Genomic DNA, 26,293 nt, shown 5'->3' with positions numbered 1-26,293 from the left:
GTGCCGGCAATTCGCTCTGGGTGATAGTTCGCGTTTGCACAGAGCAGCGCCTCGCCGAGGCGCAGCCGATGGCCCCTACCGCGCACAAACGAAGTCACTGGTTTCACATGCAGACCCGCCCGCGACGCACGGAGTGCGGAGTGGAAAGAATGATGCCGGAAGCGCGTATCCACTATCGGTGTTGAGAAGTATCGCGGTGGCGCGCGCAGCGCCGCCGGAAGTATGACTGCCTTGTCACCAGCGCGGAATGTGCGAGAACACCGATTCCAGATGCTCCACTGCCTCCTCCAAGCCAGGAGACCCGCTTAAGAGCTGGCGGTGTAAAGCCGCTTTCTTTTGCCTACTTTTCTTTGCGGCAGGCAAAGAAAAGTAGGTGCTCCCCCGCACAGGGGGAACGCTAATAAACCAATAAGAAACGAAAGAGCCACCGCCGCAGGCGTACAACCAGAAGCGCCGAGTAGGCAAACAGACAACAACCACCGCCAAAGGCAAACAACTCAACCAGGCGCTACGCGCAAAAACTAAACAGGTTCACATACAACACCAAACTTCACCAACTGCGTAGCCCCAAAAGCATTACTAATAGCCACATCAGCCGCATCGCGCCCACGCGCCATCAAAACCCGCCCCGTCCGGGGCACATTATTCCGTGGGTCGAAAGTCTGCCAACACCCGCCAACATAAGCCTCGAACCACGCAGCAAAATCCATCGTCGCATACGGCGGCGGCGTCCCCACATCGCTGATATACCCCGTGCAATACCGCGCCGGTATATTCATCGCCCGGCACAAGGTCACCGCCAGATGCGCGAAATCCCGGCACACGCCCTTCCTCTCGTGCCATGCCTGCCACGCGGTCTTGGTCGGCCGCGCAAAATCGTAGCCAAACACGATATGCCGATGCACATAATTGCAAATCGCATCCACCCGCGCACGCCCCAGCGGCATCTTGCCGAAGGTCTGCCAAGCGAACTCGGATAGCAAATCAGTCTCGCAGTAACGGCTACCCAGCAAAAACACCAGCGTATCGTCAGGCAATGCCTCCACCGGATGCTGCTCCGTGAACGGCGGCCGCATTTCCGGCTCGGACGACACCTCGAGAACAGCGCTCGTCGATAGCGCAATCTTCCCCTGCGGCGCGACGATCCGGCTGCACAGATTGCCGAAACCGTCGCGGTACTGGCTGATCGGCACCGGCGGATCGACCGTCAGCAAATCCGGACTCAGCACATCCTTCGCATGCGAAAAGTGCGTGTTCAACATCAACATCATCGGCGTAGGTTGCACGCACTCATAGACCAGTTCGTAGCCAACACGCAATTTCATCGCGGCGCCCCTTCCAGTTGAAACGTTCAGTTGACGCGCCCGGTTAACCATCTCAGGTAACGCTCCCAGCTAACACGTTCGATTGATACTGATTGATACTCTCAGCCAACACCATCCACGATCACACCCGTCCCGCTCCCTCGCCCGGCCTCGGTCACGCTCACATCGACCTGCAAGCCGCGAAACGAATGCGGCGCGCCATGCCATGTGCCCCACAACGGCAACGCCTGATAGTAGTTCCACGCTACCGCCACGCGAATCAGATGACGATTGCCGACAATGCTATTGGTCGGATCAAAATCGACCCAGCCGGCGCCCGGCAAATAAATCTGCAGCCACGCATGGGTCGCGCCGCCGCCTTGCGTGGCGTCGTGCTCAGGCACGAACAGGTAGCCGCTCACAAAACGCGCGGCAAGGCCAAGCGAGCGCACCGCGTCCATCATCAGCACCGCGAAATCGCGGCAACTGCCGCTGCGGCTGCGCAAGGTGTCGCCGGGACGTTTCACGCCCTTCTCCGTGCGGCGCACATAAGAGAACGTGCTCTTGATTTCGAGCGTCATCGCGCGCAGCAGCGCCATCGTCCCGCCGCTGGCGCTTTTTCGGCTCGCGGCGCCGCTGCCAGGTACAGGCACGAAGCGACGCGCCCATTCGTCGACATCGCTGTCCGGATACTGGCGGCTACGCGCATTCACGAGGTCCGAAGCTTCCTCGTTGGTGTACGCAAACGGCCAGTTCACCGCGTAAGGTTCGAGCGCGTAATCGGGCAACGGCGTTTCGAAGTGTTCGAGCGTTGCCTCGCTGTCGAAACGCAACTCGCTCGCCCGGCCCTCGAAACTCGCCACCGCCACCGAGTTGTCGAACACGTCGTGCAGCCAGTGCAGCCGCGACGGCGTCGGCGTGATCACCAACTGGTTCGTGACGAGGCGCAAGTCGTGGCTGGCGCGCGGTCGGAACATCATCCGGTGTTCGCCGAAACGCACGGGTTCCGAGTAGCGGTAGACGCTGATGTGGCGCACCGTGAAACGCTGCGGTTCGGTCCGCGGGGTTTCAGGCCGCTGCGGTTCAATCCGCTTTGGTTCAGTCATTTGACAGGCCGATGGATGCGACTGGGTTCGTCCTGGCCATCACGTTCACGCTCACGAAACCGCCGCCGTAGCAGGCGCTCAGCGCTTGGCACGGTTTGATCCTGAATGAGTCACGGCCAAAATTCGGCGTGGTCGAGTTTTCTCTCGGAAAGACTCCCGGGTTGAGCATACACCTGCCATATTGGTTGAAAGCACTCATTTGGCAGCGGCATGGTTTTTGTACCTACGGTGTTGGGCTTTGTTTGTTTTGTTTGCCTTGCGCGGCGCTTATGTCTGTGTGCCTACGGCGTTGGCCTTTCCTTGATTTCCTGGTGGTCTATTAGCTTCGCCCCTGTGCGGGGCAGGCACTTACTTTCTTTGCCGCCGCAAAGAAAGTAAGCAAAGAAAGCGGCTTCACACCGCTGATATGACTCCCGGTGTCAATCGGGATCGGTTTTTCGGTTTCTCAAATTCATATTTACCTGAATTTCCTGAGGGCGACGTAGCAGTACATCTCGACGGTGGATCACGCTGATATCCGCGGGTTGGGTACCGCATTACAGAGGTCCGCCCAATGAGCCTGCCGCAATCTAAAGCCGCAAGTCGGATGCAATCCGTTGCGTAGCGGTGTCGCGGGTTACTCGTGTGCCGGGCTACGCCGCCTTCAGGAAACTCCTCCAGTGTCAGGTTGGGGCAACGGGGCTGGATGTTGCATCATGCCAGGCGCACCTCGTGCGGTACGGCCAGCGACATCGCGAGCCGGCTGACGTCCCAGATAAAACCTGCCAGTTCGCGGGCAACCGCGACCACCGCGATGTTCTTCTGCTTGCCGCGCGCGATGAGCTTGCGATAGCGTCGGCACAGCCGCACCTGTGCGTCCCAGGCGCGATCCACGATCGGCTTGGGGATGCCTTCGTGGCGGCGCTGGATGTCGGGACTGACACGGGCCGTATGCCGGTAGCTCCAGGCCGCTTCGACGAGCAGCTTTCTCGCGTAGCTGTTGCCGTTCTTCGTGATACTGCCCTGCCGGCGCTTCTCGCCTGACGAGTGTTCCGAGGGCGTCACGCCCAGCCAGGCCATCAGCTGGCGCGGATGGGCAAAACGCGACAGGTCACCCAGCTCCGCGAGCATGCCCACCGCCGTGGTGAACTGCACGCCGCGCATGGTCTGCAGGCCCAGCACGGCCGGATAGAAGCGCCAGTTGGGGACCGCTTCGCGCAACGCGGCCTCCAGTCGCGCGCATTGAGCGAGGCGGTCCTCGATGGTGCGCCGATGTTCCTCGAACGCCAGCTGCTGCCATGCACTGTCGAATGCATGCGCGCCCAGCCAGCGCTGGTGCGCCGGTCCCCAGTCGGCACGGCCTGTATAGCGCACCCCATGCGAGAGCAGGAAAGCCTTCAGCCGTTGCCGTGCACGCTTCAGATCATCTTTGGCGCTGACCCAGGTACGCGCCAGATCGCGGAACGCTTCATCGCCCACGCCGGGCACGTACACGGCTGACAGGTCGCCTGCGCGCAGTGAGCGCACGAGCTTCACGGCATCACGTCGATCGGTCTTCACACGTTCACCGGGCTTTCTGGGAATCAGCGATGGCGCGCACACCATGCAGTCGAACCCTTTCTGGATGAGTTGCCGGTAAAGCCCATAGCCGCACGGGCCCGCCTCGTAGACGACGCGGATGCGGCGCGCCTTGGACTGCAGGCGCTTGCACAGGCGATCGATATCGGCCTGCCTCGTACCGGTCTTGCCGAGCAGTTCAACCTCGCCCGCATCGAGTGCATAGGCAACCGTGATCGAATCCTTGTGAACGTCGCAACCGACGTACAGCGTGCTATCGTGTTCCATGCTGGCCTCCGTGCCGGAATTCGCCGGGTGCGGCCCGTCCGCACCGTGCGGCTCTGGTAGCAATGCTAACCCGCGTTTGATTCCTCACGGCAGGCCAGCCCTTGCCTCACGGGAGTCATACTGTCTAACGCTTAAGCGGGTCCCTCGCGCAGTCACGGTAGTGGAGCATCTGGAATCCGTCTCCTCGCACACTCCGCGTGAGTGACAAGGCAGTCATTCTTCCGGCGGCGCTTCGCGCGCCGACGCGGTACTTCTCAGCACCGATTGGGTGTACGCGCTTCCTGCATCATTCTTTCCACCCCGCACTCGTGCGTCGCGGACGGGTCCGCATGGGAAACCAGGGGTTTCGTTTGTGCGCGGTCGGGGCCATCGGCTTCGCCTCGGCGAAGCGTCGAATCGTGCAAGTGCAAGTCACCGCGCCGCGCAAAACGCCGACGCTAAAACCAGCGGGTGGTTTGGTTTGACGAAATAACGCTGGGCGCCGAACCCCGCGGGCGGTTTGGTGAAGTACCGCCGCGGCGCGCGCAGCGCCGCCGGAAGGATGACTGCCTTGTCACCAGCGTTGAATGCGCGAGAACACCGATTCCAGATGCTCCACTACCGTGACTGCGCGAGGGACCCGCTTAGCATCGGTGTAAAGCCGCTTTCTTTGCTTACTTTCTTTGCGGCGGCAAAGAAAGTAAGTGCCTGCCCCGCACAGGGGCGACGCTAATAAACCACTAACAAAACAAGGAAAGGCAACACCGTAGGCACACAACCAATAGCGCCGCGCAACGCAAACGAAACAAGCCCCCCACGGCTCCGCCGTGCCAAATCACCGGTCATGAACTTGTCCACAGAAAATGTTCGCAAATCTGTGCATAACTGTCTAGCAAACCCTGCAAGCCATTGATGCGCTAGCCTTTTCCACCGCGAGGTCGAAGTTGTGCACACCCCGCCGCGGACCCGCGTCACGTCGCGTCACATACAGCATCACTCCCGCACCGCGCCCGTCTCAGCGGCCCCACGCGTGGCCGGCGCGCTCCGCGCCTCCGCTCTCCATTGCTGCCGCGAACGAACCATTCTCCGCACTGCCAGCCGCGCCATCTTGACCCAGCCCGACGGCCGCGGGTCGGCAAGCATGCTGAGCGCACGCGCATAGTCGAGCGTCAACCCCGGTGTCCATGCCATCGTCGCAGCGCGTTTGCGCAACTGCGCAGCCACCCACAATTCAGGCGTGGTCACGACGCGCAGAAACGGACGCCAGCCGCCGTGGCCAGCCCACACGCGCGCCGATGCGCCTTCAATCGCTGCTTCCAGCGCGCGCGATACGCTGCTGGAACAATTGCGGTGCGTCAGGTTGTAGGTCGTGTCCTGCCGATAGGTGTCCCAGAAGCGGCGCAGGCGCGCCGGATCGTAATTGCGAATGCGCACCTGGACCGTCGACGGACACCACGTTTTGGATTCGGTCTGGTAATCGGGCTGGAACACCCCCGGTACGTCGTTCTCACGCGTCGCACGCAGGAGCCGCGTGAAATCGTCAGGCGACCGATCGATTTCGACGCCCGGATACAAGCTGATGTAGACGCCCTCAGGCGATTCGAGGGCCGCATGTCCGGTCGAAATCACGCCGTTGCGATCCACCGCCGCGATATAGCGATCGACGATCAACTGCCGCCGCGCCTCAGCCTTCGACGAACCAACCGGCGTCCACACATGAACCGTCAGCGCAGCTTCGTCGGCGGCGGGCGGACCGTCCCATTCAGCCACCGCCGGTTGAGCCGGAACGGCGGCCGCAGCGCTCGCCGCGGAACTGGCCCCATCCGTGACATCCGGCGCCGTATCTTGCGAAGCGACTGCGGGGTTCGACGCGAGACGCCGCACGCGAGTGCTGAGCAAAATCATGTTCCAGCCGCCGAACATCAGGCCGAGGCCAAGACAGTACGGCACGGTCCCCACATAGTGAGTCGGATACGGCTGGTAGAAGAAAATCGCCAGCGCGATTTCAACGCCGCCGCCGATCATCGCGAGCCGCCACGTCCGGTAGCGCACTACCCTCGCGGAGACGATCTGCAGCAGACCGTCGGCCAGAAAGAGCGTGCCGAAGATCATCGACAGAATGAAATTGCCATGATGGTGACCGGCGAGAATCAGCGCCGCCGCCAGGCAGAACGCGAGGCCTTTTACGTACCGCAGCGTGCGTTGTCCGCCCATGCCGGTCCAGGCGACGGCCAGCGTCGCGAGGCCTTCGAGCAGCAGCAGTAATGCAAACGGCGTAATGGGAAAGTAGAGCGCGCTATCGAGCGCGTCGATGAAGACTACTACGCCGAGCAGCAGGCTCACCCAACCGATGAGCCGTAACGAACGCCAGCGAGTGCGCAGATAGTCGACACCCAGCAGGATCATGACCAGACGAACCATCGCAAGCCTCCTGTGATAGATGTGCCCATCTGAGCGCGATCTTAACCATATTCCGCCCGCGCCGACGCTGTCTGGCCGCGTCGGCGTGCGGTTCGGACGGACTTCAAACGAACTTGTGACGCTCGTGACGATGCGCCTTCGAAGCGCGCTCACCATGCTTCGGCACGCTTGCAGCGGCGTGGGGTTGGTCTTGGGGTTTGGCGTGCGGGTTAGCGTTTGCTTCGTCGCGCAACGTAGCAGGGCTCTGCACGATTGCCGCGCTTTGCGGCACAGTTGATGCAGCAGACATCGGGCCGGTTGCGGCGTCGATAACCTTCTGCAATTCTTCCTGCGCGTAGGCAGGCAGCGGCGCGTACGGATATTTGGCGTCGGCAGCCATTGCAACGGAGGCGGCGCAAACAAAGCCGAAGGCGATCATCAAGGTGGCGAGCTTTTTCATGTCGAGTCCTGATCAGGATGACGCGGCCCGCATGGTTTGGGAAGCGGCGCGCGTCAGTGGATCGGAAGGTTCCTGACGGCTTGCACCGTCAGCACAAGCAGTGTGACGGCCGGGACATGAAGGGTAAATTTTATTAAGCCGGATTCAAATATGCATAATCTGGCTTAATAAGCGCCAGCGCGCTGGAATACCCGACGCACTGGCATTGGGTCGATCTACGGGCAGAGCAACCGGGCAGATCAACGCGATTCACGACTCAAGCAGCTGCGGCTTGCGGCATCGCTTCGCCCTGCTCGCCGCCCAATGCATCGAGCAGATCGGTCAGCATGCGGTCGAGTTCTGCGGTCATCAGCGTGACGTCGGAGTCGAAGCGCTCGTCGTCGTTTTGCGCGGTGGGGTCGCTCGCTTCCTTGAGGACATCGAGCGGCGCGATGCGTTTGATCGTCAACGAAGGCGTCAGCACGAACGACACGCGATCGTTCCACGTCATCGCGAGCCGCATGCATTGCTTGCCGGCTTCGATATGACGGCGCATGTCTTCGGCATCCAATGCATGACCGACGTAACGCACCGTCGCATTGCCTTCCGCGGCCGAGCGCAGTTCGGTGTCCTGGTCGAGCGTGAAGCCTGCGGGGCCTTCGCCGGAGAGCAGCCATCCGGTCATCGCCGCGACCGGCGATTGCGTAACGCGCACCGTGCCGAGCGGCAGTTGATCGATCGATTTGACCAGCAGAGCGCGCACCTCGTCGGCGACTGCCTGCGAAGCCGCGTCGATCACGAGCCAGCCGTTCACGGTATCGATCCACACGCGCGTGTCGCGGCGAATGCTGAACGCGCGCGGCAGCAGTTCGTCGGTGACCTGCTCCTTGAGTTCGCGCATCTGCTTGCGGCCGGGTTTGAAGCCCTGCTGCTCTTCGAGTTCGGCCGCGCGCGCCTTGGTCACCTGAGTGACGACCGAAGCGGGCAGCAGTTTCTTTTCCGCGCGAAACACCAGCAGCATCTGGCGGTTCAGCGAGTAGACGAGCGAGTCGTTATCGCGCGGCGACGCCCAGCCGTGGCTTTGCATCTCGACGCTATTGCCGGGCGCGAACGCGTGCGGCGCGAGCCACTTCTCCATTTGTTCAGGGGTAACAGACCACGGAGTGGGAAGACGGTGCAACTGAAGGTTTTTGAACCACATGGGCGATGGTATGGGCAAAGCGCGTCATTCTATATGACGGCGGGCGTGGCGCGGTCGTGCGGGTCCGCTTTCGCACTTTGCCGAAGCCGTCACACCGCACAAGGTATTTTCAAATAAAACCAGAAAATCCTGCAAGCGACAGACCGATTATCAAATTCAGTCGTTAGTCAGAGAATACGCTCCGTCAACCGCCACTTCTCTGGAGTTCGCCATGTCCACCGTCGGTCCATCTGCATTTCTACGGACACTTCACTGGCCAGTTCCAGAACCTCAATGGCAACGGCCAAACCGTCGACTTCCAGGCTTTCGATCTGTATCGCGTGCCGGATGAACTGGCACCTCGAAGACAATCTGACGCTGCTCAAGCAGCTCGCCCCAATCAAGCCATCGTGGTTTTGCCGCATCAGTCTTGGAGCGCGCTTTGCGTTCAAATCACCTAGACTTTTTGAGAGGCGTGCGACATTGACGGAGGCGGCCATGTCCGATGAAACCGCACCTTGGCAGATGGTGGAGTACGAGGGCTTCGAGATTCACGTGGCGCCGTTCCTCAAAAACCCGCCCGATGCAGCGAACCCGTCAGCCGTTGGCGATAACCGCTATACGTATGTCGGGTACGTCTGCCATCCGGGCGCCGATCCGACTATCCCCGGTCACTCGGTGCCGTTTCACGCGGACGGCGAAGAGAGCTTCATCGGCAAGGACGCAGCGCTGTACGAAGGCGTGCATGTGGGACGCAGCATCGTCGACGGCACGCATCCGGATTTGACGGTGTTGCCGCTGGTGACCGGCGGCGTATAACGCGATTGACACGTTTGACACGCGTAACGTGAGTGGCCCGAGCGGCGCGAGAATATCGACTCGCGCAGGCCTTTAACTGAACGCGCGCTTGATGCGCGCCTTGAGCAGCGCGCGCCGCAAGCGGCCGGTCTGCTCGGGTTCGCTGAGCGCCAGCCCGCCTGCGACCGGCGTGCCGCGCCGCAAATAGTAACGATCGAAAGTGGCCTGCGTCATGCCCCACTTGTTCAGGAACTGGCGGCGCCCGTCGTTCTTGACGACCTTGCCGGTGCTCTTCTGCTGGAAGTGATAAACGAGACTGTCGCCCACGCCGAGAAACAGCCGGCAGCCGGCGTCCCACAGCTTCATCGAAAAATCGTTGTCGCTGCTCATGCCGGGGCTCAATTCGCTGCTATAGCCGCCGACCTTATGCCACCAGTCGCGATGCACGAGCGTCGGCGGCCACGTGGCGCCGCGCCAGTCGGCGCGCACCAGCCTGGGCGTGGCGGCCACCAGTTCGTCCGCCCGGAAGTTCTCGACGTCGCGGCCGAAGTTCTGCACGACCACACACGGATTGCCGCTATCGACCGGTTCGATCATCGTGCCGGACAGCATGAACAGATTGTCGGCCGGCATCTGCGCGAGGCGCTTGACGAGCGCGTCGTCCCAGCCGGGGCAACAGTACATGTCGTCGTTCATGTAGACGATGTAATCGCGCGTGGCGCGCGCCGCCGCGATATTGACCGCGTGACAGATGCCGATGTTGCCCGGCGACGCGGTGTGTTCGATACCCTCGTCGCGCACCCAGGCCAAGGTGCCGTCCGAGCCGTCGTTGACGTGCACGATGATCTGATGCGCGTGCGTCGAATGGCACCGCAGGCTGTCGATCACGAGGCGCAGGTAAGGCAGATTGTTCCAGGTCGGGATGATGATTGAGAACATCGAAGATGGATTCCGTTGTGGTTCGCCCGTACGAGCGGATCGAGCCTGATAGGCGGCAGCCGATCAGTTGTCGCCGGCCTTTTCACTGGCTTTGTCGTTGGCCTTCTCATCGGCTTTTTCGCGAAAAGGCTTCATGAACGTGAGCTTCGCGGGAAGATTGGGTTCCCAGCCTTCCAGATCCTCGAACGGATAGCGGCCGAGCGCATGGATCACGCGCTTCAGACGGCTTTTGAAGGGCGCACGCGGCACATTGGGCAGCGTGCCGGGCGCGGCGGACGCCGTCTGCCGGACGTAGTCGCGCGCAAAATCGCGTTGCGAAATGCCCCACTTCATCAGGAACTGGCGGCCGCCGCGATTGCGGCGAATGCGTCCGGTGGATTTGCAGCCGAAGTGATAGATGCGGCTCGCGCCGACCGAGCGGAACACGCGGCAACCGACCAGCCACAGCTTCATCAGGAAATCGTCGTCGCTGCTCATGCCCGGGCCGAACTCGATGCTGTAACCGCCCACCGCATGCCACAGCTGGCGGCTAATCAACATCGGCTGTAAGGCGACGCCGTCGCGATCAGACGCGGTCATCTTCGCGGTGTAGGAGAGCAGACCGGCTTCGTCGAAATTGTCGGGGCCGGTGCCGAAGTTGGCGGCGGTGACATTCGCATTGCCGGTGTCGGCCGGTTCGATCAGCACCGACGACAGATACGCCGACGAATGGCCGAGCGTGCGCAAGGCCGCCTCGAACGCACGGTCCCAGCCCGGCGTGCAAAACATGTCGTCGTTCAGGAACAGGATCCAGTCCTGTGTGGCGAGCCGCGCGACATCGTTCAACGCGAGGCAGACGCCGACATTGCCCGCGCTCCACGTATGGCGGATGCCTTCGGCGCGGACCCATTCGAGCGTGCCGTCGCTGCCTTCGTTGACGTGCACGATGATCTCGTGATCGAACGCCGAATGTCGCCGGATGCTGTCGATGCACAGCTTCAGATACGGCAGATTGTTCCAGCTCGGAATCAGGATACTGAACATGGCGTGGTGACGGTATTCATTGACGGGAATCACGCGCCGCGCGGGCGGCCTCGCTGTCTGCCTTCGTGTCGGCATAAGTCGCGACCGCGGCCAGCATCGCGATGACGGTGGCATAGAACGACACGGTCATCTTCAGATCGAAGGTTTCCACCGTCAGCCCGAAGATCCAGAACGCCACGATAAACGTCAATCCCATCAGCGCCGCCCGGCGGCCAGCGTCGACCGGTGCGCTCAGACGCCGCCAGAAGATCACACCGGGTACGACATAGATGGCCAGCAACGCCAGACCGCCGACGATGCCGTAATCGGTCATGTAGGCGAACATCTGGTTATGCGCCTCGCCTCGACCTAGTTGCGCGGCGGCCGGCGTGAGCATGCCCGCTTTCGCGAACGCCTGCATGCTGTTGCGAAAGCCGTCGCTGCCGAGACCGAGAAGCGGATGGCTCTCGACGATCCGGGCCGCCGCCTCATAGAGCTGCAGACGGATACCGAGCGGCGTGTCCTTGTCGCCATGCGTGTACTTCACAAAGTCGGACGACACGTCGCCGACCCGGTCGCGCGCTGTCGGCGAAAACGCGTACGCGCCGGCCAGAATCGCAACGATCGCGAGCGGCAGCAACACCTTCCACTTGCGCGACTTGCCACGGCTACGGACGTACAGAATCATTGCAGCGACCACCGGAATCGCCACCCACCCGCCGCGGGAACCGGTCATCAGCGACGCGGCGAGTCCGGCGAACAGCCCACCCACCTTGATCATGCGCACGAACAGCCGGTCTTTTCGCCACCAGTTCAGCGACAGGACCGAGAGCACGCCCAACACCAGCGCGATATCGCCGAAGTGAATCGGATTCAGGAACTGACTGCTGAGCCGCCCGAAGCCCCAGTCACGCGGCACGAACAGCAAAATACCGAGCGATACGAGCGCGGCGAGCGCAAACGACAGATCGGTCCATTCGAGCGTGCGCGGCAGACTGCGGCGCAACACGAGCACGAGCGGCGCGGCCGCGAAGAAACGCGAAGGCGAATCGAATGTGCTGGCAACTACGGTACCGTGCCACGCCCCGCCGATCAGTACCGCGACGACCGGGCATGCCGTGGCAATGCACAGCACGATATCGACGCGATCCCACTGGATCGACGGCAGGCCGGTCCACGCTTTAGGCGAGGCCAGCAATGCCAGCGAGATAAGCGCGGCGGCAATCGACAATGCGCTCCCGGCACCGTGGAAGAGCAAGGTGGCCGACGGATACGCAAGCAGGAATAACGCGGGCAGCAGGCTTCGTGAGTTGACGCTCAGGAAAGATTTTTTGGTGGGCGTCGACATGTCTCTTGAATTTGGCCGGCCGTCGCGCCAGTTGGCGCGCCCGACCAGATACGTTGGCCCCGCTATTGTACCGGGTTCCCGTCCTTATCCCGATTAATACGGCGGTGCTCGCCCCGCCCTGCCCACTGGCGACGGCGTGCTCAGGCATATTCCAATAATAGCGCCAGAACCTGCCTGGATTCGCGCAGGTATGTTTCCGTAAGCATGCAGGGGTGTGCGGTAACATACGGACCGCAAACTCCGCCGCGTCGAGCTCCCGCACTTCGGACACTGCAAGTACCGGTTGCCTGAAAAAAGCACGCTATTTCCCACGATCCGAGATGAACCGATTGATGCGCGCACTCTACAACAGCGCGCCCGCCGCCGTGAAAAGAACACTGGACCTGGCCGTCAGCCGCGCCACCCGCATCCCGTACACGGGCGTCGCGCACGAACCCGAAGTGTTTCTGCGCAAAACCTCGCGGGCGAAGATCACAAAAAAATATCTGCACAAGCATCTGCTGCTGAAATGGCATGGCCAGACGCGCCTGGAACTCAGGAACGCCGCCGCGTGCAAGCGGCTGCTGTGGATCTACACCGGCAAGCGAAATTTCGGCGACGCCACGATGGATATGTCCGGGCGAGCGCTGTTGAAAGGCCGGGGCTTCGAGATCGATCTTTTCACGCTGCCGAACCTGCACACGCTGTTCGCCGAGGACGACGTGTTCCAGCACGTGTTTACCGATTTACGCGATCTTCAGGGCCGTCACTACGACGCGATCCTGATGTCGGAGTACAACCTGCCGTCGATCAAGCTGAAGACAAAGCATTTCAGGCATCTGCCGTTCGCCTGCCTGTTCCAGTATTTCTACGGACCGGACCGCAACCAGACCTGCTTCAGCCATGCCGCGATCAACGACGTCTTCTCGCTCGGATATTCGGCTGACGAGATCGTGTCGATGAGCAAGCCCTATCTGGCGGCGAAAGCACAAACCGGCGACTCGGTCCAGCCGCTTGTGCCGGACGGCCGGTTTCTGGCCCTGGCAATCGGCGGACTCGACGCGAACCGCACCTATCGCCACTGGGCCGAGTTGCTCGACCTGATCGATCGGTCAGACGACCGGAATATACCGAAGCAGGTCGTTCTACTCGGGTCGGACAACGGGCTGAGCATGGCGGATAGCTTGCTGAAGCGGACGTTCAGCCAGCTGAAGATCAGCTCGTGCGTCGACAAGCTAAGCTTGCTGCAATCGCGCGAGATCGTTGCGAAGGCGAGTCTTTTCGTGGGTGCGGACGGCGGCTTGATGCACATTGCACACTCGACCCCGACGCCAAGCGTGTCGCTCTTTTCCGATCGCGAGCCGCCCTATCTTCGCCTGACTGAACAATGCCACTCGATCGGCATTCAGAGTGCCGGCGACGTCGACGACATTGCGCCGGCGTCGATCATGAGCGCGATCAGCACCCAGTTGTCCCATCCAGTGGCAAAAGCGTTCGACGCCGTTGCATGAGCAGCGGCGGCACATGCGTGCGCCGCGCGCGTTTATGCCGCGTTCTGCTGGAACTGGATGCGATGCAAATGCGCGTACAGCCCGTTTTGCGTCAGCAGTTCACGATGACTGCCGCGCTCGACGATACGCCCTGCGTCCATCACCAGAATCCGGTCGGCACGCTCGATCGTCGATAGACGGTGCGCGATGACGAGCGTCGTGCGGCCCTTCATCAGCGTTTCCAGCGCGGCCTGCACGTGGCGCTCGGATTCGGAGTCAAGCGCGGACGTCGCTTCGTCGAGGATCAGGATCGGCGCGTCCTTATAGATCGCGCGGGCGATCGCCAGACGCTGCCGTTGGCCGCCCGACAGCATCATGCCGTTGTCGCCGATCAGCGTATCGATGCCGTTCGGCATTGCCTCGACGGTATCCCACAGGTTGGCCGCGCGCAGCGCCGCCTTGACCTTTTCCGGATCGGCCGCCTCGCCGTACGCGACGTTGTTCGCCACCGTGTCGTTGAACAGCACCACATCCTGGCTCACCATCGCGATCTGACTGCGCAGCGCGTGCAGGCCGTATTCCGGCAGCGCGACGCCGTCGACCAGAATCTCGCCGCCGGTCGGATCGAAAAAGCGCGGCAGCAGATTCACCAGCGTGGTCTTGCCGCTGCCGGACGGACCGGCAAGCGCGACCATTTCGCCCGGCGCGACCTTGAACGACACGTGGTCGAGCGTGTGGCGGTGATGCGTGACGTTGCTGCCGTACGTGAAGGACACGTCGCGAAACTCGACTTCGCCCGATGCGCGATCGAGCGGCTTGCCGCCGCCGGCCGGTTCGGACGGCTCGTCGATCAGCCCGAAAATCAGCTCGGCCGCGGTCATGCCGCGTTGCAGCGGCTGGTTCACGTCCATCAGGTGCTTCAGCGGCGAGATGATTAGCAGCATCGACGTGACGAATGCGACAAAGCCGCCGACGGTGGTCTGATCCGACGACGACTGCACCACCGCGATCGTAATCACCACCGCGAGCGCAATCGACGCGAGAAATTGCGTCAACGGCTGCGCAAGACCGCCGGAGACGGTCATGCGCATCGAGTAGCCGCGCAGACGCCGGCTCATCGACTTGAAGCGGTCCATCTCGTACTGCTCGCCGTTGTGCACCTTGACCACCTTGTAACCGCCCACCGTCTCTTCGACGATGTACGACAGCTCGTTGGTCAGCAATTGATGCTCGCGGTTCAGGCGCCGCAGACGGCGGTTGATCTTGCCGACCAGCCAGCCGATCCCCGGCAGCAGCACGGCGACGATCAGCGTCAGACGCCAGTTCAGAAAGAACAGATAGCCGAGCAGGAACACCACGGTCAGCGAATCGCGCACCAGCGTGACCAGCACGCTCAACAGCACGTTGAGAATCTGGTTCACTTCGAAGACGATCGCGTTGATCACCGTGCTCGCGGTTTCGCGCTGGAAAAACGCCACGCTCGAATGGATCATGCGGTCGAACATCTTCAGACGCAGTTCGAGCAGGATCTTGTTCGACACGTAGGCAAGCAGATAGCCGGACGCGTATTGCGACACCCCGCGAATCAGCGCGAGCCCGATCACGGCGACCGGCACGAACCACTTGGCGTTGTCGCTGGCATGCGCGCCGAAGCCCTTGTCCAGAAGCGGCTTGAGCAGCGCGGGAATCGCCGCGTCGGTGCTGGCGCTCACAGCCATCGCGACGATCGCGCCGATCAACACCCACAGCAACGGCTTGAGATACGGCCACAAGCGCCGCATCACGACGACGGGCGACGATGCCTCACCTGAAGAACCGATGGGTTTGCTTAACGTTGGCTTCGCGCTCAAGGAATCCTCTGGGAATGCGGGACGGCATCCGCGCATTGGACGGAATGCCCGCCGCGCGAAAAGTCAAATACGGCATTGTAAACGGTTGGGGATCGCGCGACCGGTGCTGATGAATTGGCCGGATGGTGCAGGCCGCGGGCGGAGGGCCGCCGACTGAGAGCCGCTGGCAAAGGGCGGGCGTGTCGGGCGCCCCGCCGCCTGCGCTGTGTATACTTGCGCGACCCATTCCGTCACTCTGCACCCTCCAAGCACTTCAGGTATGCAAGAAACCACCCTCGGCGTCGCCATCATCACCAAAAACGCGGCGGCTCGGCTGGCCGAATGCCTGCAAGCCGTGGCCTTCGCCGATCAGATCGTCGTGATCGACGGTGGCAGCACCGACGGCACCGCCGAAATCGCCCGCGTACACGGCGCCCGGGTCCTCGAACAGACCGACTGGCCCGGCTTCGGTCCGCAAAAAAACCGCGCGCTCGATCAGCTGACCACCACCTGGGTGCTCTCGATCGACGCCGACGAAATCGTCTCGCCGGAACTCGCGGCGGCCATTCGCGCGGCACTTGCCGCGCCCACCGCCGAGGTCTACGCGGTGGACCGCCTGTCGAGCTTTTGCGGCCACTGGATTCACCACAGCGGCTGGTATCCGGACTGGATCCCGCGTCTGTTCAAGCGTGGCGCGGCGCGCTTTTCCGACGATCTCGTGCACGAGCGCCTGGTGTTCGACATGCCGGCGCAGCGCCTGACCGGCAAGCTGATGCACTACTCATACGAAGACTTCGAGGGCGTATTACGCAAGCTCGACACGTATTCGACGGCAGGTGCGCAGCAGCGTCATGCGGCAAGCAAGCGCGGCAGCTTCGGCAAGGCCGTGGGTCGCGGCCTGTGGGCGTTCGTACGGACTTACGTGCTGCGGCTCGGGTTTCTCGACGGCCGTGCCGGGTTCATGATCGCGGTATTCAATGCGGAAACGGTGTACTACCGGTTTTTGAAGCTCGCGCGATTGGGTGAAAGGCCGCGGGCAACCCCGCCCGCGCGACATCAATAGACGATTTCGATCGAACTTCCCGCGAACTCGCCGCGCAATGCGGCCAGCAGTTCGTCGGTAGGTTTCACGCGCCACGCGTCGCCCAGACGCATTTCCCCTTGTGCATTTTCGCTGCGATAGACCACTTGCACGGCGAGCCCGTTCGGGATCTGTACAGCCTGACGTTGACGGCCATTGTCACCGCCGCCATAGCCGCCGCTTCGGCCACCGCCTCCACCACCGCCGCGCGATGACGCAGCCGGCGCCGCAGCGGCTTGCGGCTCGTCCTTGCCCGCGCTATGCGCTTCGAGCACACGCCGCAACGCCAATGCGTCCGCGTTGCCATTCATCTGCACCTTGACGGCTTCCGCGTAACGGCAACGCGCGCGGCCGAGGTCCATCACCGTATCGACGGTGAAGCGGATGCCGCCGGTAAATGCGTCATTACGCGCCTGACCCTGCACGACCAGCAGTTCGTCTTCCTTGAACAACTGCTTGTGCGCTTCGAAGGTCTCGTTGAAAACGGTCACTTCGCATTGGCCGGTGCCGTCGTCGAGCAGCGCGATCAGCATCTTGCCGCGCTGGGTCATCTGCGTGCGCAGCGACGCGATCACGCCCGCCACCAGCTTGTCGCGCCCTTCCTTCAGGTCGCCGATCTTCTGGCGCACGAAACGGCGCACTTCGTCCTTGTATGCATCGAACAGATGGCCCGACAGGTAGAAGCCGAGCGCGGCCTTCTCTTCCTGCAACTTCTTCTTTTCCGGCCATTCCGGCTCGTCGATCAGCTCATGACCTTGCGACGGCGCGTCGCCCATGTCGAACAGACCGGCCTGCATGGCATTGGCGCTCGCCTGCTCGGCGGCCTCCATTGCCAGCGACACCGACGCGATCAGCTGTGCGCGATTCGCATGCAAGGTATCGAACGCGCCGGCGCGAATCAATGCTTCCACCGTCCGGCGATTGACGACCCGGCGATCGATGCGATTGCAGAAATCGAAGATGTCGATGAACGGACCATCTTCGCGGGCGCGCAGGATTTCTTCGATCGCGTTCTGGCCGCTGCCCTTGATCGCGCCGAGACCGTAGCGGATCGTTTTCGAGCGCTTGCCGTCCGCTTCCGCAACCGGCTCGAAACGGTACGCCGACTGGTTGACGTCCGGCGGCAGCACCTTCATCCCGTTCGTGATGCAGTCTTCGAACAGGATCTTGACCTTGTCCGTGTCGTCCATGGCGAGCGACATATTCGCTGCCATGAATTCGGCCGGATGGTGCGCCTTCAGCCATGCCGTGAAGTACGCGAGCAATGCATAGGCGGCCGCGTGCGACTTGTTGAAGCCGTAGCCCGCGAACTTCTCCATCAAGTCGAAGATTTCGTCGGCTTTCTCGGCAGTCAGGCCGTTCTTTGCCGCACCTTCGCGGAACAACGCGCGGTGCTCGGCCATTTCCTCGGCCTTCTTCTTACCCATCGCGCGGCGCAGCAAGTCAGCGCCGCCGAGCGAGTAACCGCCGATGATCTGCGCCATCTGCATCACCTGCTCCTGATAGACCATGATGCCGTAGGTCTCTTTCAGGATGGGTTCGACGCGCGGATCGGGATACTCGACCACCTCGCGGCCGTGCTTACGTGCACAGAAGCTCGGGATCAGGTCCATCGGGCCCGGACGGTACAACGCCACCAGCGCGATGATGTCCTCGAAACGGTCAGGCTGCGCGTCCTTCAGCATGCCTTGCATGCCGCGGCTTTCCAGCTGGAACACGGCGACCGTATTCGCTTTCTTCAGGATCGAGAACGACGCCGGATCGTCGAGCGGCACTTGCGCGAGCGACCAGTCTTGCTTCGACGGATCGAGACGGCGGATATAGCGCTCGGCCCAGTCGAGAATCGTCAGCGTGGTCAGACCCAGGAAGTCGAACTTCACGAGGCCGACAGCTTCGACGTCGTCCTTGTCGTACTGGCTCACGACGCCGCTTTCGTCACCCTGCGTATAAAGCGGGCAGAAATCCGTCAGCTTGCCGGGCGCGATCAACACGCCGCCGGCGTGCATGCCGACGTTACGCGTCAAGCCTTCCACACGCTGTGCGAGTTCGAGCAACTGGTGCACTTCGTCTTCGTTGTCGAAGCGCTCCTGCAGCAGCGGCTCCTCCTTCATCGCGTCGGCGATGGTGACGTGCTTGCCCGGCTTGAACGGAATCAGCTTTGCGATGCCGTCCGTAAACATGTAGCCGAGATCGAGCACGCGGCCGATGTCGCGCACCGCCGCCTTCGCCGCCATCGTGCCGAAGGTCGCGATCTGCGAGACCGCATCCGCGCCGTACTTGTCCTTCACGTACTGAATGACGCGGTCGCGGCCATGCTGGCAGAAGTCGATGTCGAAGTCGGGCATCGAGACCCGCTCCGGATTCAGGAATCGTTCGAACAGCAGGTTGTAGCGCAGCGGATCGAGGTCGGTCACGCCGAGCGCGTATGCAACCAGCGAACCCGCGCCCGAACCCCGGCCCGGACCGACCGGCACGCCGTTGTTCTTCGCCCAGTTGATGAAGTCCGCGACGATCAGGAAGTAGCCCGGAAAGCCCATCTTGATGATCGTGCCGCACTCGAATTCGAGGCGCTTGTAGTACGTTTCACGCTGCGCATCGCGCTCCGCCTCGACCGGATACAACTGTTCGAGACGCTTTTCCAGGCCTTCTTTCGACAGATGCACGAGGTAGTCGTCGAGCGACATGCCGTCGGGCGTCGGGAACAGCGGCAGCTTCGGCTTGCCGAGTTCGAGCGTCAGGTTGCAGCGCCTGGCGATTTCGACGGTATTGACGAGCGCCGACGGAATGTCCGCGAACAGCGCGGTCATCTCTTCCTGCGTGCGGAAATACTGCTCGGCCGTGAAGCGTTTCGAGCGGCGCGGATTCGCCAGAATGTCGCCTTCGGAAATACACACGCGCGCTTCGTGCGCGGTGAAATCGTCCGGCGTCATGAACTGCATCGGGTGCGTGGCCACCACCGGCAATTTCAGCGACGCCGCAAGCGCGACTGCCTGCTGCACGTACGGCTCGCCGCCCGGCTGCCCACACCGTTGCAACTCGATATAAAAGCCGTTCGGGAACACCTTCGCCCAGTGTTGGGCATTACGCTTCGCCGCTTCTTCGTTACCGGCGGCCAGCGCGAGGCCGACATCGCCTTGCTGTGCGCCGGACAGCGCGAGCAGGCCTTCGCCCAGACCGGATTCGAGCCAGCCGGCTTCGACTTCCGCACGGCCGCGATACTGGTTGGTGAGCGATGCCTTGCTGAGCAGCTCGCACAGATTCAGATAGCCGCGCCGGTCTTTGACCAGCAGCAGCAGGCGCGAAGGCTTGTCGCGGTCGTCCGGATTGGTGATCCAGACGTCGCAGCCGGCAATGGGTTTGACCCCTTTGCCGCGGGCTTCCTTGTAGAAACGGACGAGGCCGAACGCGTTGCCGAGATCGGTGAGGGCGAGCGCGCCCTGACCGTCTTTGGCCGCCGCCGCGACGATGTCGTCAAGGCGCACGATGCCATCGGCAATCGAGAATTCGGAGTGGACGCGGAGATGAACGAAGCGAGGATCTGACATGGGCGACATTGTAACTCCACCCTACTGGAGTTTTCAGGCCAAACCCGCGCGTTGGCCGTTCGGCGCAGGAGCGAAACGCGCGAGCGCCGCGCACCAGTGCCCGGCGGACGGCGAACGGTTTGAGCAGCAGGCGCACGCTGGGTGCTTCGAGCGTCCGAAAGGGCAAATCGAGGCAAACCCGGCCCAAGTTCGTGCACGATTTGCGCTGCCGCAATATGCCGGCCATTCGGCTGAGTCGGTCGAAGCGCCGGCTTGAGGGATAATACGGGTTTCGCCCTTTTCGAGGTGGCCGCGCCACACGGCGGCTCAATGCGCCCCGTTTTCGCGCCGCTGGCCCACCGTTGGCCGCCTGCTGGCCGCCTTTTACCGCTGGACAAACATGAGCATCGTCAATCTCGCCGCGTATCATTTCGCGACTATCGAAAACACCGCCGAATGGCGCCCGTTCGTCACCCAGCGCTGCGACGCACTTGGCTTGCGCGGCACCATTCTGCTGGCGCCTGAAGGCATCAATCTGTTCGTCGCCGGCACGCGCGACGCCGCGGATGCGTTTATCGACTACATCCGCCACGACCCGCTGTTCGAAGGCAAGTTCGCGAATCTGCAATTCAAGGAAAGCCTCTCGGAAAAGCAGCCGTTTCGCCGCATGCTGGTGAAACTCAAGCGCGAGATCATCACAATGAAGAAGCCGGCGATCCGGCCGGAACTCGGCCGCGCACCGTTCGTCGACGCGCCCACGCTGAAGACCTGGCTCGACCGCGGCCACGACGACGAAGGCCGGCCGGTCGTGATGCTCGACACCCGCAACGCGTTCGAAGTGGACGTCGGCACGTTCGACGACGCGCTCGACTACCGTATTGCGAAATTCAGCGAGTTTCCTGAAGTGATCGAGCAAAACCGTGCCGATCTCGAAGGCAAGACGGTGGTGTCGTTCTGCACCGGCGGGATTCGCTGCGAGAAGGCCGCGATCCATATGAAGGAAGCCGGCATCGAGAACGTGTATCAGCTCGAAGGCGGCATCCTGAAGTATTTCGAGGAAGTGGGCGGCGCGCATTACCACGGCGACTGCTTTGTGTTCGACTACCGCACCGCGCTCAATCCGCAACTGGAGCCGACTGCGACGGTGCAATGCTTCGGCTGCCGCGCGGTGGTAACACCGGACGCGCAGCAATCGCCGCTGTATGTAGCGGGCAAGACGTGTCCGGCATGCCATCCGGACGGCAAGGCTGCGCGCGCCGCGTGATGAGAGCAATCGCTTTCGCGCCATGGCGGCGAGGCCTGCCGGCGGTGGTCGGCACGCGGCCCGCGGAGGCGATTCCGGAAGCGATGAGCGCGGTTGTGCGTGCGACTGCGTGTCCGGATGCAGTTGCAGACGCAGACGCGCAATACGACGTCCTGCTTCCACATGGTGCACACTAAAAAGCCGCCACGCTTCGCTCGCAATAACCCAACCATCCAACCATGAACTATTGCGGACGCTTCGCGCCATCGCCTACGGGGCCGCTGCATTTCGGCTCGCTGGTGAGCGCGTTGGCAAGCTGGCTGGACGCGCGTGCGCACGGCGGCGTATGGCTCGTGCGTATCGAAGACATCGACGGCCCGCGCACGGTCCCAGGCGCCGCTGAGGATATTCTCGCGACGCTTGGGCGCTTCGGCATGCGCGCCGACGAGCCGCCGGTCTGGCAAAGCCAGCGCATCGCGCGCTATCAGCAAGCACTGGAGCAATTGAAGGCTACCGGCCTGATCTATCCATGCGGCTGCACGCGCAAGGAGATTGCCGATTCGTTATTGCATGCGCACGCGCGCAACACCACGCTCGCCTACCCCGGCACATGCCGTAACGGCCTGCACGGCAAACCGGCGCGCGCATGGCGTTTGCGCGTGCCGGACGGCGACGCCGCGGTGATCACATTCGAAGACCGTTGGCAGGGCACGCAGACACAGAACCTGGCCACCGAAGTCGGTGATTTCGTATTGAAGCGAGCGGACGGCCAGTGGGCATATCAACTGGCGGTGGTCGTCGACGACGCGGACGCGGGCATCACGCACATTGTGCGAGGCGCGGACCTGATGGATTCGACGGCGCGGCAGATTTACTTGCAACGCTGCCTCGGCGTGCCGACGCCGGCGTATTTGCACGTACCGGTCGTCACGAACGACCAGGGTGAAAAGCTCAGCAAGCAAAACGGCGCAACCGCGCTGGATGCGGACAAACCACTCGAATCGTTAAGCGCAGCCGCACGACATCTGGGACTTGCGTTGGGGAGCGCCGGGCACGCGACACTAGAAGGCTTTTATGCTGCCGCGACGTCGGCATGGGCGCAGCGAATGGGTGTGCGCTGAGGCAGCGGGGAAGCATACGCAGAAACCGATGGACCGAAAAGGCCAACGGAGAAGTACCGCTACGGCGCGCGCAGCGCCGCCGGAAGAATGACTGCTTTGTCACCAGCGCGGAATGTGCGAGAACACAGATTCCAGATGTTCCACTACCGTGATTGCGCGGGGAACCCGCTTAGCATTAGCGGTTTAAAGCCCGCTTTCTTTTGCCTACTTTTCTTTGCGGCGGCAAAGAAAAGTAGGTGCCGCCCCGCACAGGGGCAACGCTAATAAACCACAAAGAAATCAAGAAAAGGCCAAAGACCAAAGCGCAAAAACACAAGATCAGGAGGAAGACTTCCTCGGCATCCCAAACCCACCCAACAGTGCAGCCAACGGCTGCTTGGAAGAAGCCTTCTGCGGTGCCGCAGCCGAAGCAGCAGCATCCTCTACTTTCCGAATGGACGAAGGCGACGGCTCATACGGCTTGAGGAAAAAATCATCCACAGGCTGAGCGCGATGATGATGCGGCCGATCGAACGAACCCGAAGAGCCCGCCCCAGAACGCCGACGCCCCGGCCGTTCATCCCGCCCCTCGCGCCCTTCGCGAGCTTCCCGCCGTGGCGCGCGCTCTTCATGGTGATGCCGCACCGGCGCATCGACGGTCAACCGTTGCACATCCAAAGGCCGCTTGATCAGCTTCTCAATATCAGCAAGCTGCTTGCGTTCATTCGGGCTGCAAAGCGACAAAGCATCGCCGGAAGCCCCAGCACGCCCAGTGCGCCCAATCCGATGCACATAATCTTCTGCATTGAACGGCAGATCGAAATTGATAACGGCAGGCAGCTCGGCAATATCCAGCCCACGCGCCGCCACATCGGTAGCAACCAGAGCCTCGATCTCACCACGCTTGAACGCGTCCAAAGCCTGCATCCGCTCATTCTGCGTCCGGTCGCCGTGAATCGCAGTCGCGACAACCCCATCGCGTTCCAGACTGCGCGCCAGACGGCTCGCGCCAATCTTGCTGTTACAGAACACGATCACCTGCTTGAGGCCGCGCTCACGAATCAACTGAACGACCGCGCCGGTTTTATCACCCTCGGCGACTTCAAAAACGATCTGCGTCACATTAGTCGCAGTCGAATTGCTGCGTGCGACTTCGATCGTCTGCGGGTTGCGCAGATACGTGGCAGCCAGCTTCTTGATTTCGCCCGAGAACGTGGCCGAAAACAGCAGCGTCTGACGCTCCTTCGGCAACAGGTTCAGGATGCGCTGCAAGTCGGGCAAAAAGCCCATGTCGAGCATCCGGTCGGCTTCGTCGAGCACGAGGATCTGCACCTGGCCGAGGTTGGCGGTTTTCTGTTGCACGTGATCGAGCAGACGGCCCGGCGTAGCGATCAGAATTTCGACGCCGCGGCGCAGTTGCTCGGATTGCGGATTCATATCGACGCCGCCGAACACCACGGCGCTGCGCAGCGCCGTGTGTTTGGCATACGCCTGCACATTCGCGGCGACCTGGTCGGCCAGTTCGCGGGTCGGCGTGAGGATCAGCGCGCGCACCGGATGGCGCGCGGGCGATGCGCTCGTGCTGGCCTGCGGCAGCAAGCGCTGGATGATCGGCAGCGAGAAGCTCGCGGTCTTGCCGGTACCGGTTTGCGCGGCGCCCATCATGTCACGGCCAGCCAGCACGACGGGAATCGCCTGCTCCTGGATCGGCGTAGGGATGGTGTAGCCCGATTCTTTGACGGCTTTCAGGATGTCGGGCGCGAGACCGAATTGATCAAAAGTCGCAGTGCTGGGCGTGACGGCTGTGTCGGACATGGTGGCTTTCGCTAAAAATGCGCTTGGCGCGGTGCGCGCGGCAGCGGTCGGAACCGCAGAGGGCATCAGGATGAAGGCGGAGCCACGGCGTTCCGCACGGGACCCGTCAGTATTGCGGGAAACAAATGCGGCCGGCTCCGGCCGGCGGAAACACCCGCCGGAAAGGCCGGTATTGTAGCACTTCAGCAAAAACACTCATGGCGCATCTGCCGGCTTTCTGCTTACGCCTGCGAAAGCCAGTCGGGCTCCGTGGTCAACGGGCCGCCCGTGCAGGCTTTGGCAGATCCGCCACCAGGCACGGCGGCGCCTCGCTGGCAGCGTAGTTGGCGCGCGCGACAGTTGCATGACAGCAGGTTCTTCCCTGCCCTACCGCCGAAGGTCCGCAAGGCGGCAAAGACAACCTCACCGCCGCGCCGCCAAACCACTCGTCACCACGTCTCGCGCATCACCATCAACCGCATCTCGGTCATATCCTCGATCGCGTAGCGCACGCCCTCGCGTCCCAGCCCGGAATCCTTCACGCCGCCGTACGGCATATTGTCGACCCGGAACGACGGAACGTCGTTGATCACCACGCCGCCCACTTCGAGCACGTCCCACGCGCGATGCGCATGCGCGAGCGAATCGGTGAACACGCCGGCTTGCAGGCCGAAGTCGCTGTCGTTGACGGTAGCCAGCGCCGCGTCGAAATCGTCGAAACGCTCCAGTATCGCCACCGGTCCAAAGGCTTCCTTACGATACAGATCGGTATCGCGCTTCACGTCTTCGAGCAGCGTCGCCTCGAACATCGCACCCTCGACCTTGCCGCCCGCGACGATTTTCGCGCCCGCCTCCACCGCGCTCTCCATCCAGCCGGCGAGGCGCCTGGATTCCGACGCTGAGATCATCGGCCCGACGAAGGTCTTCTCGTCCCTGGGATCGCCCATCACCAGCGACTTCGTCTTCGCGACCAGCTCGTCGCGCAGCGCATCGTAGACCTTTGCATGCACCAGAATCCGCTGCACGCCAATGCAACTCTGCCCCGACTGATAGAACGCGCCGAACGCGAGCCGGTCGACCACGTAATCGAGCTTGCCGCCCTGATCGCCGTCGACGATCGCTGCTGCGTTGCCGCCCAACTCCAGAATCACCTTCTTCTTGCCGGCCTTCTTCTTCAGCTCCCAGCCGACCGCCGGCGAACCGGTGAACGACAGCAGCTTGAAGCGCTCGTCGGTGGTGAATAGATCGGCACCGTCCCGATGCGCGGGCAGGATCGAGAACGCGCCCTTCGGCAAGTCGGTTTCCGCCAGAATCTCGCCCATGATCAGTGCGCCGACCGGCGTGCGGCTCGCGGGTTTCAGCACGAACGGCGCGCCCGCCGCGATCGCTGGCGCGATCTTATGCGCGGTCAGATTCAACGGAAAATTGAACGGCGAGATGAACGAGCACGGGCCGATGGGCACGCGCTTCACATAGCCGTGATAGCCCTTCGCGCGCGGCGAAATCTCCAGATTGACGATCTCGCCGTCGATGCGCACCGACTCTTCGGCCGCCACCTTGAACGTGTCGATCAGCCGCGTGACTTCACCCTTCGAGTCGTTGATGGGCTTGCCGGCTTCGATACAGAGCGCGAGCGCCAGTTCGTCGTAACGCTCGCGAAAACGCTTCACGCAGTGCTCCAGCACGGCCTGGCGCTTGAACGGCGGAAACGCGCGCAATGCGGGCATCGCGTCGACGGCGTAGCCGATCGCTTTGTCGATCGCGGCCGCGTCCGCCATCGCGACGCGGGTCGCCACTTCGCCACTGAATTTATCGGTGACTTCGAGATCGGTGTTGGCGGCCACCGCTTCATTCGCGAGGTAGTACGGGTAAGTCTTTTGCAACATGACGGGTTCTCCTTGATCCGATGCCTGACAACAGCAACGCAGCCAGAT

Annotated in this window: 19 protein-coding genes and 1 pseudogene; 7 read left to right on the top strand and 13 right to left on the bottom strand. The window is 62.3% G+C overall.

Annotated features, from left to right (window positions below):
* Positions 1-521: 521 nt before the first annotated feature.
* The 6 genes from AC3WOG_RS05590 to AC3WOG_RS05565 form a co-directional block, all read right to left on the bottom strand.
* A complete protein-coding gene (locus AC3WOG_RS05590; RefSeq protein ID WP_492579726.1) occupies positions 522-1,325 on the bottom strand; it encodes a transglutaminase-like domain-containing protein in 804 nt (267 codons plus the stop codon).
* 101 nt (positions 1,326-1,426) lie between these two features.
* Complete coding sequence (locus AC3WOG_RS05585; protein WP_492577063.1) at positions 1,427-2,410, bottom strand: transglutaminase family protein; 984 nt, start codon at positions 2,408-2,410, stop codon at positions 1,427-1,429.
* 693 nt (positions 2,411-3,103) lie between these two features.
* A complete protein-coding gene (locus AC3WOG_RS05580) occupies positions 3,104-4,234 on the bottom strand; it encodes an IS110 family RNA-guided transposase (RefSeq protein ID WP_492577062.1) in 1,131 nt (376 codons plus the stop codon).
* Between the two features lie 972 nt (positions 4,235-5,206).
* On the bottom strand, positions 5,207-6,634 hold the full coding sequence (locus AC3WOG_RS05575; protein ID WP_492577061.1) for an HdeD family acid-resistance protein: 1,428 nt from the start codon (positions 6,632-6,634) through the stop codon (positions 5,207-5,209).
* 103 nt (positions 6,635-6,737) lie between these two features.
* Positions 6,738-7,073, bottom strand: a complete 336-nt coding sequence (locus AC3WOG_RS05570) for a hypothetical protein (protein WP_492577060.1) — start codon at positions 7,071-7,073, stop codon at positions 6,738-6,740.
* A 256-nt stretch (positions 7,074-7,329) separates the two neighbouring features.
* Entirely contained in the window at positions 7,330-8,253 is a 924-nt protein-coding gene (locus AC3WOG_RS05565) for a recombination-associated protein RdgC (protein ID WP_492577059.1), read from the bottom strand.
* A gap of 221 nt (positions 8,254-8,474) precedes the next feature.
* Between AC3WOG_RS05565 and AC3WOG_RS05560 the strand changes: the two are divergent.
* Together AC3WOG_RS05560 and AC3WOG_RS05555 are read left to right on the top strand one after the other, a co-directional pair.
* A pseudogene (locus AC3WOG_RS05560) lies at positions 8,475-8,640 on the top strand (ester cyclase); the annotation flags it as partial.
* A gap of 90 nt (positions 8,641-8,730) precedes the next feature.
* Positions 8,731-9,051, top strand: a complete 321-nt coding sequence (locus AC3WOG_RS05555) for a hypothetical protein (protein WP_492577058.1) — start codon at positions 8,731-8,733, stop codon at positions 9,049-9,051.
* A 72-nt stretch (positions 9,052-9,123) separates the two neighbouring features.
* On the opposite strand, the gene AC3WOG_RS05550 is transcribed toward AC3WOG_RS05555, so the two are convergent.
* From AC3WOG_RS05550 to AC3WOG_RS05540, 3 genes are all read right to left on the bottom strand, one after another.
* A complete protein-coding gene (locus AC3WOG_RS05550; RefSeq protein ID WP_492577057.1) occupies positions 9,124-9,969 on the bottom strand; it encodes a glycosyltransferase family 2 protein in 846 nt (281 codons plus the stop codon).
* A gap of 63 nt (positions 9,970-10,032) precedes the next feature.
* A complete protein-coding gene (locus tag AC3WOG_RS05545; protein ID WP_492577056.1) occupies positions 10,033-10,992 on the bottom strand; it encodes a glycosyltransferase family 2 protein in 960 nt (319 codons plus the stop codon).
* A gap of 16 nt (positions 10,993-11,008) precedes the next feature.
* Positions 11,009-12,319, bottom strand: coding sequence for an O-antigen ligase family protein (locus tag AC3WOG_RS05540; RefSeq protein WP_492577055.1), 1,311 nt, complete (start codon positions 12,317-12,319; stop codon positions 11,009-11,011).
* A gap of 320 nt (positions 12,320-12,639) precedes the next feature.
* Between AC3WOG_RS05540 and AC3WOG_RS05535 the strand changes: the two genes are divergently transcribed.
* Entirely contained in the window at positions 12,640-13,809 is a 1,170-nt protein-coding gene (locus AC3WOG_RS05535) for a glycosyltransferase family 9 protein (RefSeq protein ID WP_492577054.1), read from the top strand.
* 32 nt (positions 13,810-13,841) lie between these two features.
* Here the strand turns inward: AC3WOG_RS05535 and msbA are convergent, their stop codons facing one another.
* Positions 13,842-15,638 carry a lipid A export permease/ATP-binding protein MsbA gene (msbA, locus tag AC3WOG_RS05530; RefSeq protein WP_492577053.1) on the bottom strand — a complete coding sequence of 599 codons (1,797 nt, stop codon included), beginning with the start codon at positions 15,636-15,638 and terminating at the stop codon, positions 13,842-13,844.
* 259 nt (positions 15,639-15,897) lie between these two features.
* Here msbA and AC3WOG_RS05525 point away from each other — a divergent pair, with 259 nt between their 5' ends.
* Positions 15,898-16,680, top strand: a complete 783-nt coding sequence (locus tag AC3WOG_RS05525) for a glycosyltransferase family 2 protein (protein WP_492577052.1) — start codon at positions 15,898-15,900, stop codon at positions 16,678-16,680.
* On the opposite strand, the gene dnaE is transcribed toward AC3WOG_RS05525, so the two are convergent.
* Positions 16,674-20,252, bottom strand: coding sequence for a DNA polymerase III subunit alpha (gene dnaE / locus AC3WOG_RS05520; protein WP_492577051.1), 3,579 nt, complete (start codon positions 20,250-20,252; stop codon positions 16,674-16,676). The two genes, AC3WOG_RS05525 and dnaE, sit on opposite strands and share 7 nt — an antisense overlap.
* Here dnaE and AC3WOG_RS05515 point away from each other — a divergent pair.
* From AC3WOG_RS05515 to gluQRS, 3 genes are all read left to right on the top strand, one after another.
* Positions 20,242-20,499 (top strand): hypothetical protein, encoded by a 258-nt coding sequence (locus tag AC3WOG_RS05515; protein WP_492577050.1) that lies wholly within the window; start codon positions 20,242-20,244, stop codon positions 20,497-20,499. The genes dnaE and AC3WOG_RS05515 overlap by 11 nt on opposite strands.
* A 123-nt stretch (positions 20,500-20,622) precedes the next feature.
* Positions 20,623-21,486 (top strand): sulfurtransferase, encoded by an 864-nt coding sequence (locus AC3WOG_RS05510; protein ID WP_492577049.1) that lies wholly within the window; start codon positions 20,623-20,625, stop codon positions 21,484-21,486.
* Between the two features lie 218 nt (positions 21,487-21,704).
* Positions 21,705-22,586 carry a tRNA glutamyl-Q(34) synthetase GluQRS gene (gene gluQRS, locus AC3WOG_RS05505; protein ID WP_492577048.1) on the top strand — a complete coding sequence of 294 codons (882 nt, stop codon included), beginning with the start codon at positions 21,705-21,707 and terminating at the stop codon, positions 22,584-22,586.
* A gap of 318 nt (positions 22,587-22,904) precedes the next feature.
* Here gluQRS and AC3WOG_RS05500 read toward each other — a convergent pair whose 3' ends face one another.
* Both AC3WOG_RS05500 and AC3WOG_RS05495 read right to left on the bottom strand, forming a co-directional pair.
* A complete protein-coding gene (locus AC3WOG_RS05500; protein ID WP_492577047.1) occupies positions 22,905-24,380 on the bottom strand; it encodes a DEAD/DEAH box helicase in 1,476 nt (491 codons plus the stop codon).
* A 428-nt stretch (positions 24,381-24,808) separates the two neighbouring features.
* Complete coding sequence (locus AC3WOG_RS05495; protein ID WP_492577046.1) at positions 24,809-26,245, bottom strand: aldehyde dehydrogenase family protein; 1,437 nt, start codon at positions 26,243-26,245, stop codon at positions 24,809-24,811.
* Positions 26,246-26,293: the final 48 nt, after the last annotated feature.

This window comes from Paraburkholderia sp. FW306-02-B (genome assembly GCF_058782725.1).
The sequence above is the reverse complement of the archived record's forward strand: the minus strand, read 5'-3'. Positions and strand labels throughout refer to the sequence as shown.